This window comes from Rhizobium sp. FG96 (genome assembly GCF_057808655.1).
In genome coordinates, this window is sequence record NZ_JBMDIL010000007.1 from 124497 (window position 1) to 137462 (window position 12966).

Here is a 12966-nt window from a genome sequence, read left to right on the forward strand (position 1 = left end):
TCGCGTGCATTGGTCCAAACCCCTGCGACTGCATCTCGGCGTCCTCGTCGTGGGATCGCTGCTCTGCACCTCGACGCCGATCATCTGGCTGGCCTTCAGCCACGGCAAGCAAGCCGCCGTCAGCGCCGGGGCGCAGCAGATGCGCGAGATGAGCCTGCGGCTGATCGAGGGCTATCGCAACACGCTTCAGGGCGGCACCGAGACCGTAGCGCTGGCCTCGACGCTACCGCAGCTCGCCTCCCCGCCGCTGCAGGATCTGCAGGCCAAGCAGGATTTCTTCCTGGAGGTCCTGCGCAACATCCCGAACGCCACCAGCATCTATACCGGCTATCCTGACGGCTCCTATCTGCAGGTGATCAGCACCACGCGGCGCGACGTCCGCCAGACGCTGGCCGCCCCTGACGGCGCCGCCTTCGCGATCCGCACGATCGCCGGGCGGCAGACCGGCAGCGTCACCTCGACGCTCCGCTTTCTCGACAATCACTCCGCCTCGCTGGGTGAACGGGCCATCGACTACACCTCCTTCGATCCGCGCGAGCGGCCCTGGTACCGTTCCGCAATAGAGGGCCGCGCGGCAATCTCGGTCGGCCCCTATGTCGCGGGAACGCTGGGTGTCCCGACGCTGACGGTCGCCGCCCCGATGCGCGACGATCCCACCGTCGTGGTCGGCATCAACATCCACCTCCAGACGGTCAGCCGCCTGCTTCATGCGGAAGGCATATCGCCGAATGCGCGCGCCTATATCGTCAATGGCAGTGACGCGCTCATCGCCCATTCCGATCCGGGCGTCATGGAGAAGCTGCTGCGGGCATGGACGAAAAGCCCGGGCACCGGCGATGCGACCGCCGACAGTCTCGACACCAGCCTGCAGACCGTCGCGCGGCTGCGCCATGATCCGGCCTTTGCCACCGGCGGCCTGGCGCGGCTGCAGATCGATGGCGCCCCGCACCTGATCCAGATCGCTCCGGTCGAAGTCTCCGGCCTGTTCAAGGGCGATGTCGCCGCGATCATCGTTCCGCTCGACGATCTCGTCTCGCAGGCCGATAGGCTGCTCGTCCATAACCTTTTGATCGCCGCTGCCTTCCTGATCGCCGGCGTCGTGGCGTCGATTGGGCTATCGCGCATGGTCAGCCGCTCACTGAACCGGCTGGCGGACGAGGCGCGCCTGATCGGCGATCTCGACATGCGCGAAAAGCCCGTCTCGCATTCCTGGATCACCGAGATCAACACGCTGGCAATGGCGCTGGCCGCCAGCCGCCACGCGATCCGCCAGTTCGCGCTCTACGTTCCCCGCGAAGTCGTCCGGCGCATCGTCAATTCCGACGGGCGAGCGCTCGCCGAAGCCAAGCGGCAGGAGGTGACGGCGCTCTTCACCGATATCCAGGACTTCACGACCATCTCCGAGCGGCACTCCCCCGAAGATGTCGTCGATACGCTCTCGGCCTATTTCGAGCTGCTGAACGCGATCGCCGAACGCCACGGCGGCACCGTCGTGCAGTATCTTGGCGATTCCATCTTCGTCATGTGGAATGCGCCGGTGCCGGACGAGGATCATGCCGAACACGGCTGCCGCTGCGCGCTCGCCATGCAGCAGGCGATCGGCGCCCTGAACGAGAAGAACCGCAGGAGCGGCCGCCCGGAACTCTTCACCCGCTTCGGCCTCCACACCGGCCCCGCCGTCGTCGGCAGCTTCGGCGCCATCTCGCGGCAGCAGTACACGGCGATGGGCGACACGATCAATGTCGCCTCCCGCCTCGAAGGGCTGAATAAGCAGTTCGGCACCTCGATCCTTGTCAGCGCCGCAACCCGCGACGCCGTCGTCGACAGCTTCGAATTCCGCCCGCTCGGCCTCGTCGAGGTGAAGGGACGCGCCGAGAAGGTCGATATCTGGGAGCTCGCCGGCGTCGCGACTAGCGATGGAAGGTCAGGTGGATGACGCCGCTCGGCGCCGTTTCCGACTTGACCGTATAGCCGGCCTCCAGCCCGCGCAGATCCTCCCACAGGCATATGCCGCGCCCGAGCAGGATCGGCGTGATCGCCACATGCAGGCGGTCGACCAGCCCAGCCTTGAGAAACTCGCGAACGACGGTCGGGCCGCCGCCGACCCGCACATCCCGGCCGTTGGCCACCGCTGTGGCCTGCTTCAGCGCATCCTGCGGCGTCATGCTGATGAAATGGAACGTGGTGCCACCCGCCATCTCCAGCGACGGGCGGGCCTTGTGGGTGAGCACGAAAACCGGAACCTGGAACGGCGGCTGGTCACCCCACCAGCCCTGCCAGTCGGGATCGTCAGGGTGATTATGAAGGCCGAACATGCCGGCACCCATGATCTCGGCGCCGATATTCTCGAAATATTCCCGGGCATAGTCGTCGTCGACCCCCGTCGTCCCCGCCCCGCTCGTATCCTTGAAGACGCGCTCGCGAAACGTCCGCGTCGCCATATAGGCGCCGACGAGACGCGGCCAGTCTTCACCGAACGGAACTTCAGGCGTCTGGTCCGTCGTCGTTGCGAAACCATCGAGCGAGACCATGAGGTCGACACGTACTGCCACTGGAACTCTCCTTGCGAAGTTGCACCTAGCCGCCCCAATCATTGGAGCGCGAATACTAAGGTAAGTGCCTTTATATAGATCCGAAACACTAAGGCAAGTACCTTATGGTTGTTGACTGCCGGGCGAACTCGTTTTACTGATTCACATGCCTTACCATTCGACCCCACTCGACCTCGCCTTCCACGCCCTCAGCGACCCGACGCGGCGCGCCGTCGTCTCGCGACTGATCGAGGGCGAAGTACCGGTCACCGTGCTCGCCGAGCCTTTCGACATGACGCTCCCCTCCTTCGCCCAGCATCTGAAGGTGCTCGAGGACTGCGGCCTGATCGCCAGCGAAAAGCGCGGCCGCAGCCGCTGGTGCCGCCTGGTGCAGGCCCGTTTCGACGAGGCGGCCGACTGGATGATATCGGAACGCAAGCGCTGGACCGGCCGGCTCGACCGGCTGGAAGCCTATCTCGACAGCCAAGAGGATGATGAAAGACATGGCAAATCCGTTTGATACTTGGTCGCTCGACCGGGAAATCGTGCTGGTCAAGGTGCTGAACCATCCGCGCCACAAGGTCTTCGCCGCCTGGATGGACCCGGCTGCGCTGGCGCAATGGTATGGCCCCAAGGATCTCTCGATCGAGAACCATGAAGCAGACATCCGCGAGGGCGGCATCTGGCGCTTCGATATGGTCGGCTTGTTCGAAGGCAAGCAGCAGCGCTTTGCGAATTTGATCCGTTTCCTCGAGATCGTGCCGGACGAGCGCATCGTGATGGAGCACGGAGCGGAGGATTCGGATGATCCCAATCGTTTCCGCGTCACCGTCACCTTCGACGAGCAATCCGACGGCAAGACGGTGCTGACCATGCGCCAGCTCCACCCAACCCCCGAACGCCGCCGCTTCGTCATCGGCTTCGGCGCCGTCGAATACGGCCTGCAGACGCTGGATGGTCTCGCGGCCTGGCTGGACAGGTAAACGCACGAACATGCAACCGCTGATCGGTGCTTGACTTTCGCCCGGCTCGCGCAATCCTCCACATCAACGTGAGGACGCAGCCGGGGAGCATCGGTCATACCCAATTTTCCGCCGCTATATTCGACGGCGCGCTGTGACGCGATCGCCAGGCTTGTCGAGGACAATTATCCGATCGAAACGCCCGTCTCCTGCCAGATGCTGGAGCGCGGGCTGAACGATGTCTATCGCGTCACCGGCCAGAACGCGGAGCGTTACATATTCCGCCTGTCGCAGCACCGGGCACGCGGCCCCGCCGATGTCAGAAGCGAGACCGCATTCCTGACGCACCTTGCCCGATCCGGCGTCCCCGTCGCCGCCCCGATCGAGACGCGGGACGGCCGCTTCTTCGTCGAAACCGATGCGCCCGAGGGTCCCCGCTCCGGCGTTCTCTTCCAGGCGCTGGATGGCCGCGAGCCTGATACGGCCGGCCTTGACGACGCACGCGCCCACGGCAAGACGCTGGCAATGCTGCACAATGCGGCCGAAAGCTTCTCTCCCGAAGAGGCGCGCTACCGGCTCGACCTAGACTACCTGCTGTGGCAGCCGCTTGCCCGGATAGGTCAGAGCGGCCTCGTCGAAGACCCCGATGTCTTCAAGGAGTTCGAGCGCCTGGCGGAGGAGACCAGCAACGCAATCAAAGCCTTCGGCGAGCTGACATGGACCTATTGCCATGGAGACTGCCACGGCTTCAACGCCCGCATCGATGACACCGGCGAAGCCGTGTTCTTCGATTTCGACGACAGCGGACCCGGCTACCTTGCCTACGACCTCTCCGTTTTCCTATGGGCGAACGTCTCCTTCGGCCGGAGCTCGACGCGCAGATGGACTGCCTTCATAGAAGCCTATCGCGCCGTCCGGCCGATCAAGGCTGACGATTTCGAGGCCGCGCTGCACTTCGTCATCGTCCGCCATTTCTGGCTGATGGGAGAATACGCCTCCCGCGCCGATGAATGGGGACGCAACACCGTCCGCTGGGTGGCACGGGAAGCGGAGTTTCTCAAGGCATGGAAGGCTTCACATCTCAGCGGCCGCCTGCTCTAGCGCCGCTCGCCGCCGAATGTCATTCGATGTCGGAACCTGGATTGCTCGCACGTCTTCAAGACAGACAATCCACTGGAGGCAGCCATGACGATCACCATCACCGCCTTTGAATGCTCCCCCGATCGTGGCCGGGGCCTGGCGCGGGACATGCGGGTGCGATGGGCGCTCGAAGAGACCGGCCGGGCCTATGACGTCCGCCTCGTCACCTTCGAGACGATGAAAGAGCCCGCCCACCTGGCGCTCCAGCCCTTCGGCCAGATCCCGACCTATCAGGACGGCGCGCTGGCGATCTTCGAATCCGGCGCCATCGTGCTCCATATCGCCGAACAGTTTCCGGGCCTGCTGCCCGCCGATCAGATTGGCCGCGCCCGCGCCATCGCCTGGCTCTTTGCCGCCGTCAGCACCGTCGAGCCTGTCATCGTCGAGCGCGAGGCGACCGGCTATGCGGAGCGCAACGAGAGCTGGTACGAGCAGCGCCTGCCCCTTCTCACCGATCGCATCCGCAACCGGCTGACGGAGCTCTCGAACTGCCTCGGCACTGCCGACTGGCTGGATGGCGATTTCAGCGTCGGCGACCTGCAGATGGTCTCGGTGCTGCTGCGGCTGAAAAGCTCCGGCCTGCTCGAAGAATTTCCAAGCCTCGCGGCCTATGTCGCCCGCGGCGAAGCCCGCCCGGCCTACCAGCGCGCCTTCGAGGCCCAGCGCGCCGTTTTTCTCGCCTCGCAGGCGCGTTGATCTTCACGTTTCGGCCGCAAATCATCTGCAGCCGATGAGCGTAACAGACTACCAATACCATTGATTTCCAGCGGCTCCGCCGTAGATGACGGAGCATCCCCGCAATATGTCGCAAACGGCGTTGTGTTGCGGTCAAATCGGCCTATTATTATTAGCCGGGCAAACAAAAATCCGTCACTGCGCAACAATTTCAACGAATTGGCAATGACGTGATTCTAGGATGCACAGCATTGCAAACACCAGTGAAGAAGAAGACTGCTGATAATGGAATCCACGATCGTCATGATAAATCTGTTCGGTGCCGTAGCCTTGCTGCTGTTCGGCCTCGCGCAGGTGAAGGACGGCGTGTCGCGGGCCTTCGGCACCAAGCTCAGAACCGGCCTGGCAACAGGCACCCGCAGCGGACTGCGCTCCTTCGTTTCCGGCTTCGTCGCCACCATCGCGCTGCAGAGCTCGACGGCAACCGCGCTGATGGTCGCCTCCTTCGTCGAGCGTGAGCTGGTCAAGCCGCGCATGGCGCAGATCGTGCTCCTCGGCGCCAATGTCGGCACCGCCGTCACCGCCTGGATCGTCGCGACCGGTATCGAGTGGCTGTCGCCGCTCGTCATCCTCGCCGGTATCGTGCTCTATCGCAGCGGCTCGACCTCCCGCCAGGGCGGCGGCACGGCGCTGATCGGCATCGGCCTGATGCTGCTGTCGCTGCACCTTCTCAGCAGCGCCACCGAGCCGATGCGCCAGTCGCCGGCGCTTGCCGCCTTCATCGGCCTGCTAGACAATGCCTGGCCGGTGGCGCTGGCCTTCTCCGCCGGCATCGCCTTCATTTCCTCCTCCAGCCTTGCCGCCGTCGTGCTGATCCTGTCGCTCGCCTCGACCGGCATCCTCTCGGCAGGCCTGATCATCGTGCTGGTGCTCGGCGCCAATCTCGGTGGCGCAATTCCGCCCGTCGTCGCCTCGCTCTCCGGCCCGCCTTCGGCAAAGCGCGTCACGCTCGGCAATCTGATCGTGCGCGCCATCGGCTGCGCTGTCGCGCTGCCGCTCGCAGGCTACGGCGCCGATATTCTGGAAATGCTGCCGCTCTCGCCCGCCAAGCTTCCGGTCGACGCCCATCTCGGCTTCAACCTGATCCTCGCCGCACTCGCCTGGCCCTTCTCGCGCCTGCTGTCGAAGCTGATGCTGCGGCTGGTCCCGGAAGAAGCGCAGCCCGACAACGCGCCGAAATATCTCGATCAGGGCGAACTCTCGACGCCGGTCGTGGCGCTCGCCAGCGCCACCCGCGAAACGCTCGGCGTCGGCGATCTCATCGAGCGCATGCTGATGCGCGCCTCCGACGCCTTCGAGAAGGATGATCTCGCCAAGCTCAAGGAAATCCCCTCGCTGGAAAAGCGCGTCGACAGCCTGCAGCAGGAAGTGAAGATCTATCTCTCCAAGCTCGGCCGCGAGGGCCTGAGCGAGGAAAACGGCCGCCGCTCGATCGTCATCATCGATTACGCGATCAACCTCGAGCATATCGGCGACATCATCGAGAAGGGACTGCTGCCGCAGGTCACCAAGAAGGCTTCGCTCGGGCTGAAATTCTCCGAGGACGGCTACGAAGAGCTGAAGAAGCTCTTCCATCTGACGATCGACAACCTGCGCATCGCCCAGACCATCTTCGTCACCCGCGACTTCAAGCTCGCCAAGCAGATGATGGAAGTGAAGGTCGAGGTGCGCCGCATGGAGAAGCAATCCTCCGAGCGCCATCTGGAACGCCTGCGCGACGGCCGCGCCGACAGCCTGCAGACGAGCTCGCTGCATCTCGACATGCTGCGCGACCTGAAGCGCATCAACGCCCATATCGTCTCAGTCGCCCACCCGATCATGGACGAGCACGGCCTTCTCATCGAAAGCCGCCTCAAGGATGCTGCTGAGTAAAGACGATCAATCCGCCGATGGCAGCCGCCGCATGGTGAACTCGATCTGGTCGTTGTCTAGCTGACGCCAGCTTTCGACCTCGGTCCAGTAAGCCGCCTTCGGATATTCGGCAAACCACTCGCGGGCCTTCGCCCGCGCGTCGAGGAGCGCCAGTCTGTATGTTTCGCGCACGAACCGGTCGCCGCCCGTCCGGGGCGTCCCCTCGGCGCGGTGCCGCTCTATCCTACGCTTCAAGCCGTCGAATGACGGAGGTCCCGGAATTTTATTCATGAAACCTACCTCTGCCGGAAAAAGGTAGTATCGAACCCGCTAATTTGCGAGTCGAATCTTGGCTGCGGCCTTCCGCCCGCTGGCGACTGGCGCTCCTAGCTGATAGGAGGCGTCGCAATCAGGAATGACGGGTCGCGGCTTTGGCTGCGGCCTATGGGGGTAAGTATGGAAAGACCAGTATTGCCGGCAGGCCTTCCCGCCGACATCGAAGACAAGAAGCTCGCGGCGCAGACCTGGTTCCGGCAGCTGCGCGATACGATCTGTTCCACCTTCGAGACGCTGGAAGATGAACTCGCCGGACCGATGTCCGATCGCGAGCCGGGCCGCTTCGTCGGCAAGGACTGGTCGCGCGACAATGGCGCGGGCGGCGGCGGGCGCATGTCGATGATGCACGGCCGCGTCTTCGAGAAGGTCGGCGTCCACACCTCCACCGTCTATGGCGAATTCGCACCCGATTTCCGCGCCCAGATCCCCGGTGCCAACGAGGACCCGCGCTTCTGGGCTTCCGGCATCTCGCTGATCGCCCATCCCGTCAATCCGAACGTGCCCGCCGTGCACATGAACACCCGCATGGTCGTCACCTCCACCCGCTGGTTCGGCGGCGGTGCCGACCTGACGCCAGTTCTCGACCGGCGCCGCACGCAGGAGGACGCGGATACGCAGCTCTTCCACAAGGCGCTCGAGCTCGCCTGTCGCCAGCATCAGGGCATCGCCGATTACGATGCCTACAAGAAATGGTGCGACGAATACTTCTTCCTGAAGCACCGCAACGAGCCCCGCGGCACCGGCGGCATCTTCTATGACTGGCTGCATTCCAGCCCCGAAGCCGGCGGCTGGGATGCCGATTTCGCCTTCACGCAGGATGTCGGCAGGGCCTTTGCCGCAGTTTATCCACAGATTGTTCGCGCCAATTTCAACAAACAGTGGACGGAACAGGATCGTGAGGAACAATTGATTCGTCGCGGTCGATATGTGGAGTTTAATCTCCTCTATGATCGCGGTACCATCTTCGGGCTGAAGACGGGTGGCAACATCGAGTCGATTCTGTCGTCCATGCCGCCGACAGTAAAATGGCCGTAACCGGAACACTGTACGATAACGTACGGGTAAAAACCCGGTGACTGGCCTTCAAGAAGTGTGAACGCGTTCTAAATCAATTTGTATGTGCATAACAATCGGAGGAGGATTGTCGATGACGATACAAAGCGGTTCATCCGCGGATGCAGAGCAATCATCCCGCATAATCGAAGCCCCGGAATTCCTGAACCGTCTTGCCGAAGACATGCGCGCAAAGAGCGGTTCAGACCTGCCTCTCTCCTGCTATATCGAGCAGGTGAAGCTGCAGCTTGCAGGCGGCAAATCGCCGGAAGAGCTGCAGGGCCAGACCCGTGAAAGCGCCAATTCCAACACGCCCTACCAGTCTTCGGACTGCTACCGTTTCTGGGCGATGCCGGAATAACGCCAAGTCCATGCCGGCCGGTCCTGTCAGATCGGCCGGAACCTTCTCCCCTCTTTGCACATTCAAGCTACGCGTGAGTTTGCGCGATCCTGTCATGTTCCGGATCAAGGAGGATAAAATGCGACTTTTCGAATGTGGTACGCTCGTTCCAGGCTGTGACTGGCACACCCGCGCCAATGACGACGCCGAAGTCGTCCGCCGCGCGGTCGAGCATATGAAAACCGCTCACGGCGAAACCACCATCCGCGAAAACATGGTCGACAATATCAAGGCCCGCATCCGCAACGAAGCGAACGCGGCCTGATCATTTGACGATGCCATCCAGCCGGGCGAGCAGCGCCGCCCGGTCGGCAGCGAAATTCTCGTCCACCCACTGGTTCTCCAGCGTCTGCAGTATCTCGCCGACGCGCGGCCCCGCCGTGACGCCGGCCGCCATCACGTCGCCGCCGCTCAGCGGAAACTTCGGCTTGGTCCAGGCCTCCGCCTGTTCCAGGAGCTTAGAGAGCCGTGCCGAACGGCTCATCTCCTTCATGTCACCTTCCGCCTTGCCGCGCGCAATCGCCAGCGCCAGCTTCAGCCGCGCAATCACGCCCTCAGGCGCGCTGCGATAAAGTACGCGGTCGAAGGCCGCCGCCGACATCTCGTCATTGACCGGAACGGTCAGCGCCCAGGTCTTCAGCCAGGCGGCTTCCGCATTGGCAAGCTTCAGACGCCCCGCCATCTCCGAGAGCCGCGGCACGTCGGGCGGCACGATCGAGGCCAGCCTCAGCAACGGATCGGGCTTCCAGCCCAGCGCCTGCTCGGTCGCGACCAGCGCCGGGACCGCGTCGATGCCCCACTTCTCCGTCTCCGGCAGGATTTCGTTCAGCACCGAAACCGTCCGCATCCAGAGCAGCGCCCGGCCCGGATCCTCGGCGGACAGCAGCTTGCGCATTTCCGACCAGACGCGCTCGGCAGACAGCGTCGAGAGCTTTGAGCGCGCCGCCGAAGAGGCCTTCAGCCCCGCAGCATCCGGTCGGCCCGAGCCGTAATAGGCGAAGAAGCGGAAGAAGCGCAGGATGCGCAGGTAATCCTCGGCGATCCGCGTCGCCGCCGTCCCGATGAACCGGATGTTGCGTTTCTCGATATCGGCCAGACCGTCGACGAGATCGATCACCTCGCCCGCCGCATTGGCATAGAGCGCATTGATCGTCAGGTCGCGGCGCTCGGCATCGGCCTGCCAATCGGTGCTGAAAGCGACCTTGGCATGGCGCCCGTCAGTCTCGACATCGGTTCTGAGCGTCGTCACCTCGAAGGGCTTGCCCTCGAGCACCAGCGTCACCGTGCCATGCGCGATCCCGGTCGGAACCGCCTTGATGCCGGCGGCCTTCGCCCGCTCGATGACGGAGTCAGGCGTCAGCGTCGTCGCCATGTCGATATCGCTGACCGCAATGCCCATCAGGCTGTTGCGCACCGCGCCGCCAACGACGCGGCCCTCACCGCCATCGGCATTCAGCAGCGAAAAGACGCGGGAAAGGCGCGGATCCTGAAACCAGGCTTCGTGAGCCACAGTGGTCATGCATACATTCTTTCGTAAATCGTGCGGATGATGCCGGCGGTAATGCCCCAGATCATCCATTGCTCATAGGGCATGCGGTAAAACTGGCGCTGCACGCCGTTCCAGGGGCGGCTGTCGAGCGTGTGATTGCCGGGATCCATCAGGAACGACAGCGGCACCTCGAAAACGCTCTCCACCTCATCCGGGCTCGGCGTCAGCGTGAAACCGGGGCGGACGACGGCAAGGATCGGCGTGATCCGGAAACCGGTCGCCGCCAGATAATCCGGCAGGCGGCTGACGGGCTCGATGAACATGTCGGCAAGCCCGATTTCCTCGCCCGCCTCGCGGATCGCCGCCATTTCCAGCGACTCGTCGGTCGGATCCCTGGAGCCGCCGGGAAAGGCGATCTGGCCCGAATGTTTGCGCAGCGTCTCCGTTCGCTTCGTCAGGATCACCCGCGCATCGTCACCGTCATCGATAACGGGCACGAGGACCGCCGCATCCCGCAGCTTGATGTTCTCGACATAGGGCAGCAGGTCCTGATTGATCAGGTGATCGCCGTGATCGCGCCAGGCGAGATCGATCGGCCCGCCCTTCTGGTTGAGGGCGCGTCGGCGGAATTCATCGGCCGAATAGAGCGGATAGCGGGAGGCAATGGGATCGGTCATCGGGAAAGCGCATCCAGTTCATCTGCCGGCATGACGGGGAAGATGCGGCCGCCGGAGCGGAGGCAGAACATGTCCCGCCCCTCGACCTCGATCACCTCGCCAAGCTCCACCAGCTCGTACATCACAGGACGCGCCACCAGCGCCTCCAGCCGTCCGCGCACATGCAGATAGGGCTTGAGCTCGCTGTTGTCGCCATGGATCACGAAGCGCAGCGCATGCTCCTCGCCCGCCTCGACGACATCGCCGGTATTGGTGCGGAAGGTCAGCAGCGAATTTCCGTCGCGCTCCGTCACGCTCATCTCGACCGCCAGGAACGGCGCATCGACGACCCGGATGCCGACTTTTTCCACAGGAGTCACGAGGTAGGTCTTGCCGTCCTCGTCCTTGCGCAAAACCGTCGAGAACAGCCGCACCAGCGGCGCGCGGCCGATCGGCGTGCCCATGTAGAACCATGTGCCGTCGGCGCGGATTTCTATGTCGACATCGCCGCAGAAAGGCGGATTCCACTTGTCCACGGGCGGAAGACCGCGGCTCTTGCCACCGGTTTCGCCGGCCGCGCGCGAAATCAGTGCGGCCAGCCCCGCGGCATCTTCGCTCGCCCTGATCTCTTCGCCTGCCATTCTTCTGTCCCGGTTTGCTCTTAACGAGAAGGAAGTCACGAGATAGTCATTCGAAACGAACTTGTCAGCCCGCAACATCTTCATAACTCTATCGGGTATGAGGCAGAGGTGTAAGTCCGCCGATTCGCGACGAATGATTTAGCCGTTGGAGATGCCTGATGGGTATGATGAAGACCGAAGACAGCCTCGATGAAAAGGCGATCATCGCCGCCGCCGAAAAGGCGCTTGCCGATATCGCCCTTGTCCGTGAAGAAGTCTCGAAGGTGATCTTTGGTCAGGAAAGCGTGGTCGAGAACACGCTTCTCGCCGTGCTCTCGGGCGGCCACGCGCTGCTCGTCGGCGTTCCCGGCCTCGCCAAGACCAAGCTCGTCACCACGCTCGGCGAGGTTCTCGGCCTCGGCGCCAACCGCATCCAGTTCACGCCAGACCTGATGCCCTCCGATATTCTCGGTTCCGAAGTGATGGACCAGGACGAGAGCGGCCGCCGCTCCTTCCGCTTTGTCAAGGGACCGGTCTTCGCCCAGCTCTTGATGGCCGACGAAATCAACCGCGCCTCGCCGCGCACGCAGTCGGCGCTGCTGCAGTCGATGCAGGAATATCACATCACCGTCGCCGGCCAGCGCTACGACCTGCCGACGCCGTTCCACGTTCTCGCCACCCAGAACCCGCTGGAGCAGGAAGGCACCTATCCGCTTCCCGAAGCCCAGCTCGACCGCTTCCTGATGCAGGTCGACGTCAACTATCCCGAACTCGCCGCCGAACGGCAGATCCTGCTCGAGACCACGGGCCTTTCCGAGACAAAGCCGCAGGCGGTGCTGAATGCCGAGCGGCTGATGCAGATCCAGAGCCTCATCCGCCAGATGCCGGTCAGCGACAAGGTCGTCGATGCCATCCTCGGTCTCGTGCGCTCGGCCCGTCCCGGCCAGGGCCATGCCTCCACCGACAAGCATGTCGCCTGGGGCCCCGGCCCGCGCGCCGGCCAGGCGATGATGCTCTGCGCCCGCGCCCGCGCCCTCTACGAAGGCCGCCTCGCGCCGTCGCTCGACGACGTCTATGCTCTCGCCGAGCCCGTGCTTGAACACCGCATGGCGCTGACATTCGCCGCCCGTGCCGAAGGCATGTCGGTGCGCGATGTCATTGCCGGTCTGGTCAAGCAGGCCCGTGGATAAGAG

15 protein-coding genes are annotated in these 12966 nt (G+C 63.6%); 10 read left to right on the plus strand and 5 right to left on the minus strand.

Translation table 11 applies throughout. The features are described 5' to 3' along the window. The first annotated feature begins 4 nt into the window (after positions 1–4). Positions 5–1936 (plus strand): adenylate/guanylate cyclase domain-containing protein, encoded by a 1932-nt coding sequence (locus ACODR6_RS15685; RefSeq protein ID WP_489022885.1) that lies wholly within the window; start codon positions 5–7, stop codon positions 1934–1936. Here the strand turns inward: ACODR6_RS15685 and ACODR6_RS15690 are convergent. Continuing rightward, positions 1911–2552 (minus strand): dihydrofolate reductase family protein, encoded by a 642-nt coding sequence (locus tag ACODR6_RS15690; protein WP_489022886.1) that lies wholly within the window; start codon positions 2550–2552, stop codon positions 1911–1913. The genes ACODR6_RS15685 and ACODR6_RS15690 overlap by 26 nt on opposite strands. A 145-nt stretch (positions 2553–2697) precedes the next feature. On the opposite strand from ACODR6_RS15690, the gene ACODR6_RS15695 reads away from it, so the two are divergent. The 5 genes from ACODR6_RS15695 (at position 2698) to ACODR6_RS15715 (ending at position 7240) form a co-directional block, all read left to right on the plus strand. Beyond that, a complete protein-coding gene (locus ACODR6_RS15695) occupies positions 2698–3051 on the plus strand; it encodes a metalloregulator ArsR/SmtB family transcription factor (protein ID WP_130277819.1) in 354 nt (117 codons plus the stop codon). Next, on the plus strand, positions 3026–3514 hold the full coding sequence (locus ACODR6_RS15700) for an SRPBCC family protein (protein ID WP_199627122.1): 489 nt from the start codon (positions 3026–3028) through the stop codon (positions 3512–3514). The genes ACODR6_RS15695 and ACODR6_RS15700 overlap by 26 nt, the downstream gene beginning before the upstream one ends. A gap of 96 nt (positions 3515–3610) precedes the next feature. Beyond that, positions 3611–4594 (plus strand): phosphotransferase enzyme family protein, encoded by a 984-nt coding sequence (locus tag ACODR6_RS15705; protein ID WP_489023143.1) that lies wholly within the window; start codon positions 3611–3613, stop codon positions 4592–4594. 84 nt (positions 4595–4678) lie between these two features. Beyond that, positions 4679–5329, plus strand: a complete 651-nt coding sequence (locus tag ACODR6_RS15710) for a glutathione S-transferase family protein (protein WP_489022889.1) — start codon at positions 4679–4681, stop codon at positions 5327–5329. Positions 5330–5593: 264 nt separating this feature from the next. Next, positions 5594–7240, plus strand: a complete 1647-nt coding sequence (locus tag ACODR6_RS15715; protein WP_489022891.1) for a Na/Pi cotransporter family protein — start codon at positions 5594–5596, stop codon at positions 7238–7240. A gap of 6 nt (positions 7241–7246) precedes the next feature. Here the strand turns inward: ACODR6_RS15715 and ACODR6_RS15720 are convergent, their stop codons facing one another. Further along, positions 7247–7510, minus strand: coding sequence for a hypothetical protein (locus tag ACODR6_RS15720; protein WP_112719355.1), 264 nt, complete (start codon positions 7508–7510; stop codon positions 7247–7249). Positions 7511–7675: 165 nt separating this feature from the next. Here ACODR6_RS15720 and hemF point away from each other — a divergent pair, with 165 nt between their 5' ends. The 3 genes from hemF to ACODR6_RS15735 all read left to right on the plus strand — a co-directional run bounded on the left by hemF (position 7676) and on the right by ACODR6_RS15735 (position 9273). Continuing rightward, complete coding sequence (gene hemF / locus ACODR6_RS15725) at positions 7676–8590, plus strand: oxygen-dependent coproporphyrinogen oxidase (protein WP_112719356.1); 915 nt, start codon at positions 7676–7678, stop codon at positions 8588–8590. Between the two features lie 112 nt (positions 8591–8702). Further along, positions 8703–8969, plus strand: coding sequence for a hypothetical protein (locus ACODR6_RS15730; protein WP_112719357.1), 267 nt, complete (start codon positions 8703–8705; stop codon positions 8967–8969). A gap of 118 nt (positions 8970–9087) precedes the next feature. Beyond that, positions 9088–9273 carry a DUF1059 domain-containing protein gene (locus tag ACODR6_RS15735; RefSeq protein WP_112386239.1) on the plus strand — a complete coding sequence of 62 codons (186 nt, stop codon included), beginning with the start codon at positions 9088–9090 and terminating at the stop codon, positions 9271–9273. On the opposite strand, the gene ACODR6_RS15740 is transcribed toward ACODR6_RS15735, so the two are convergent. Genes ACODR6_RS15740 through ACODR6_RS15750 form a run of 3 tightly spaced genes read right to left on the minus strand, consistent with a single transcriptional unit; the run spans position 9274 to position 11794 of the window. Then, positions 9274–10527, minus strand: a complete 1254-nt coding sequence (locus ACODR6_RS15740) for a CCA tRNA nucleotidyltransferase (RefSeq protein WP_489022894.1) — start codon at positions 10525–10527, stop codon at positions 9274–9276. Continuing rightward, positions 10524–11174, minus strand: a complete 651-nt coding sequence (locus ACODR6_RS15745) for a CoA pyrophosphatase (RefSeq protein ID WP_199627130.1) — start codon at positions 11172–11174, stop codon at positions 10524–10526. Before ACODR6_RS15745 ends, ACODR6_RS15740 begins: the two co-directional genes overlap by 4 nt. Then, positions 11171–11794: a DUF1285 domain-containing protein gene (locus ACODR6_RS15750; protein WP_489022896.1), complete on the minus strand. Its 624-nt coding sequence runs from the start codon at positions 11792–11794 to the stop codon at positions 11171–11173. The genes ACODR6_RS15745 and ACODR6_RS15750 overlap by 4 nt, the downstream gene beginning before the upstream one ends. Positions 11795–11952: 158 nt before the next feature. Between ACODR6_RS15750 and ACODR6_RS15755 the strand changes: the two genes are divergently transcribed. Continuing rightward, complete coding sequence (locus tag ACODR6_RS15755; RefSeq protein ID WP_112719361.1) at positions 11953–12963, plus strand: AAA family ATPase; 1011 nt, start codon at positions 11953–11955, stop codon at positions 12961–12963. The last annotated feature ends 3 nt before the right edge of the window (positions 12964–12966 follow it).

What these genes read in the sequence shown, in the direction of transcription:
- ACODR6_RS15695 (WP_130277819.1), top strand. Translation starts at nt 2,698, where the DNA reads ATGCCTTACCATTCGACCCCACTCGACCTCGCCTTCCACGCCCTCAGC.
- ACODR6_RS15700 (WP_199627122.1), top strand. Translation starts at nt 3,026, where the DNA reads ATGAAAGACATGGCAAATCCGTTTGATACTTGGTCGCTCGACCGGGAA.
- ACODR6_RS15710 (WP_489022889.1), top strand. Translation starts at nt 4,679, where the DNA reads ATGACGATCACCATCACCGCCTTTGAATGCTCCCCCGATCGTGGCCGG.
- ACODR6_RS15715 (WP_489022891.1), top strand. Translation starts at nt 5,594, where the DNA reads ATGGAATCCACGATCGTCATGATAAATCTGTTCGGTGCCGTAGCCTTG.
- ACODR6_RS15720 (WP_112719355.1), bottom strand. Translation starts at nt 7,510, where the DNA reads ATGAATAAAATTCCGGGACCTCCGTCATTCGACGGCTTGAAGCGTAGG.
- hemF (WP_112719356.1), top strand. Translation starts at nt 7,676, where the DNA reads ATGGAAAGACCAGTATTGCCGGCAGGCCTTCCCGCCGACATCGAAGAC.
- ACODR6_RS15730 (WP_112719357.1), top strand. Translation starts at nt 8,703, where the DNA reads ATGACGATACAAAGCGGTTCATCCGCGGATGCAGAGCAATCATCCCGC.
- ACODR6_RS15735 (WP_112386239.1), top strand. Translation starts at nt 9,088, where the DNA reads ATGCGACTTTTCGAATGTGGTACGCTCGTTCCAGGCTGTGACTGGCAC.
- ACODR6_RS15740 (WP_489022894.1), bottom strand. Translation starts at nt 10,527, where the DNA reads ATGACCACTGTGGCTCACGAAGCCTGGTTTCAGGATCCGCGCCTTTCC.
- ACODR6_RS15745 (WP_199627130.1), bottom strand. Translation starts at nt 11,174, where the DNA reads ATGACCGATCCCATTGCCTCCCGCTATCCGCTCTATTCGGCCGATGAA.
- ACODR6_RS15750 (WP_489022896.1), bottom strand. Translation starts at nt 11,794, where the DNA reads ATGGCAGGCGAAGAGATCAGGGCGAGCGAAGATGCCGCGGGGCTGGCC.
- ACODR6_RS15755 (WP_112719361.1), top strand. Translation starts at nt 11,953, where the DNA reads ATGGGTATGATGAAGACCGAAGACAGCCTCGATGAAAAGGCGATCATC.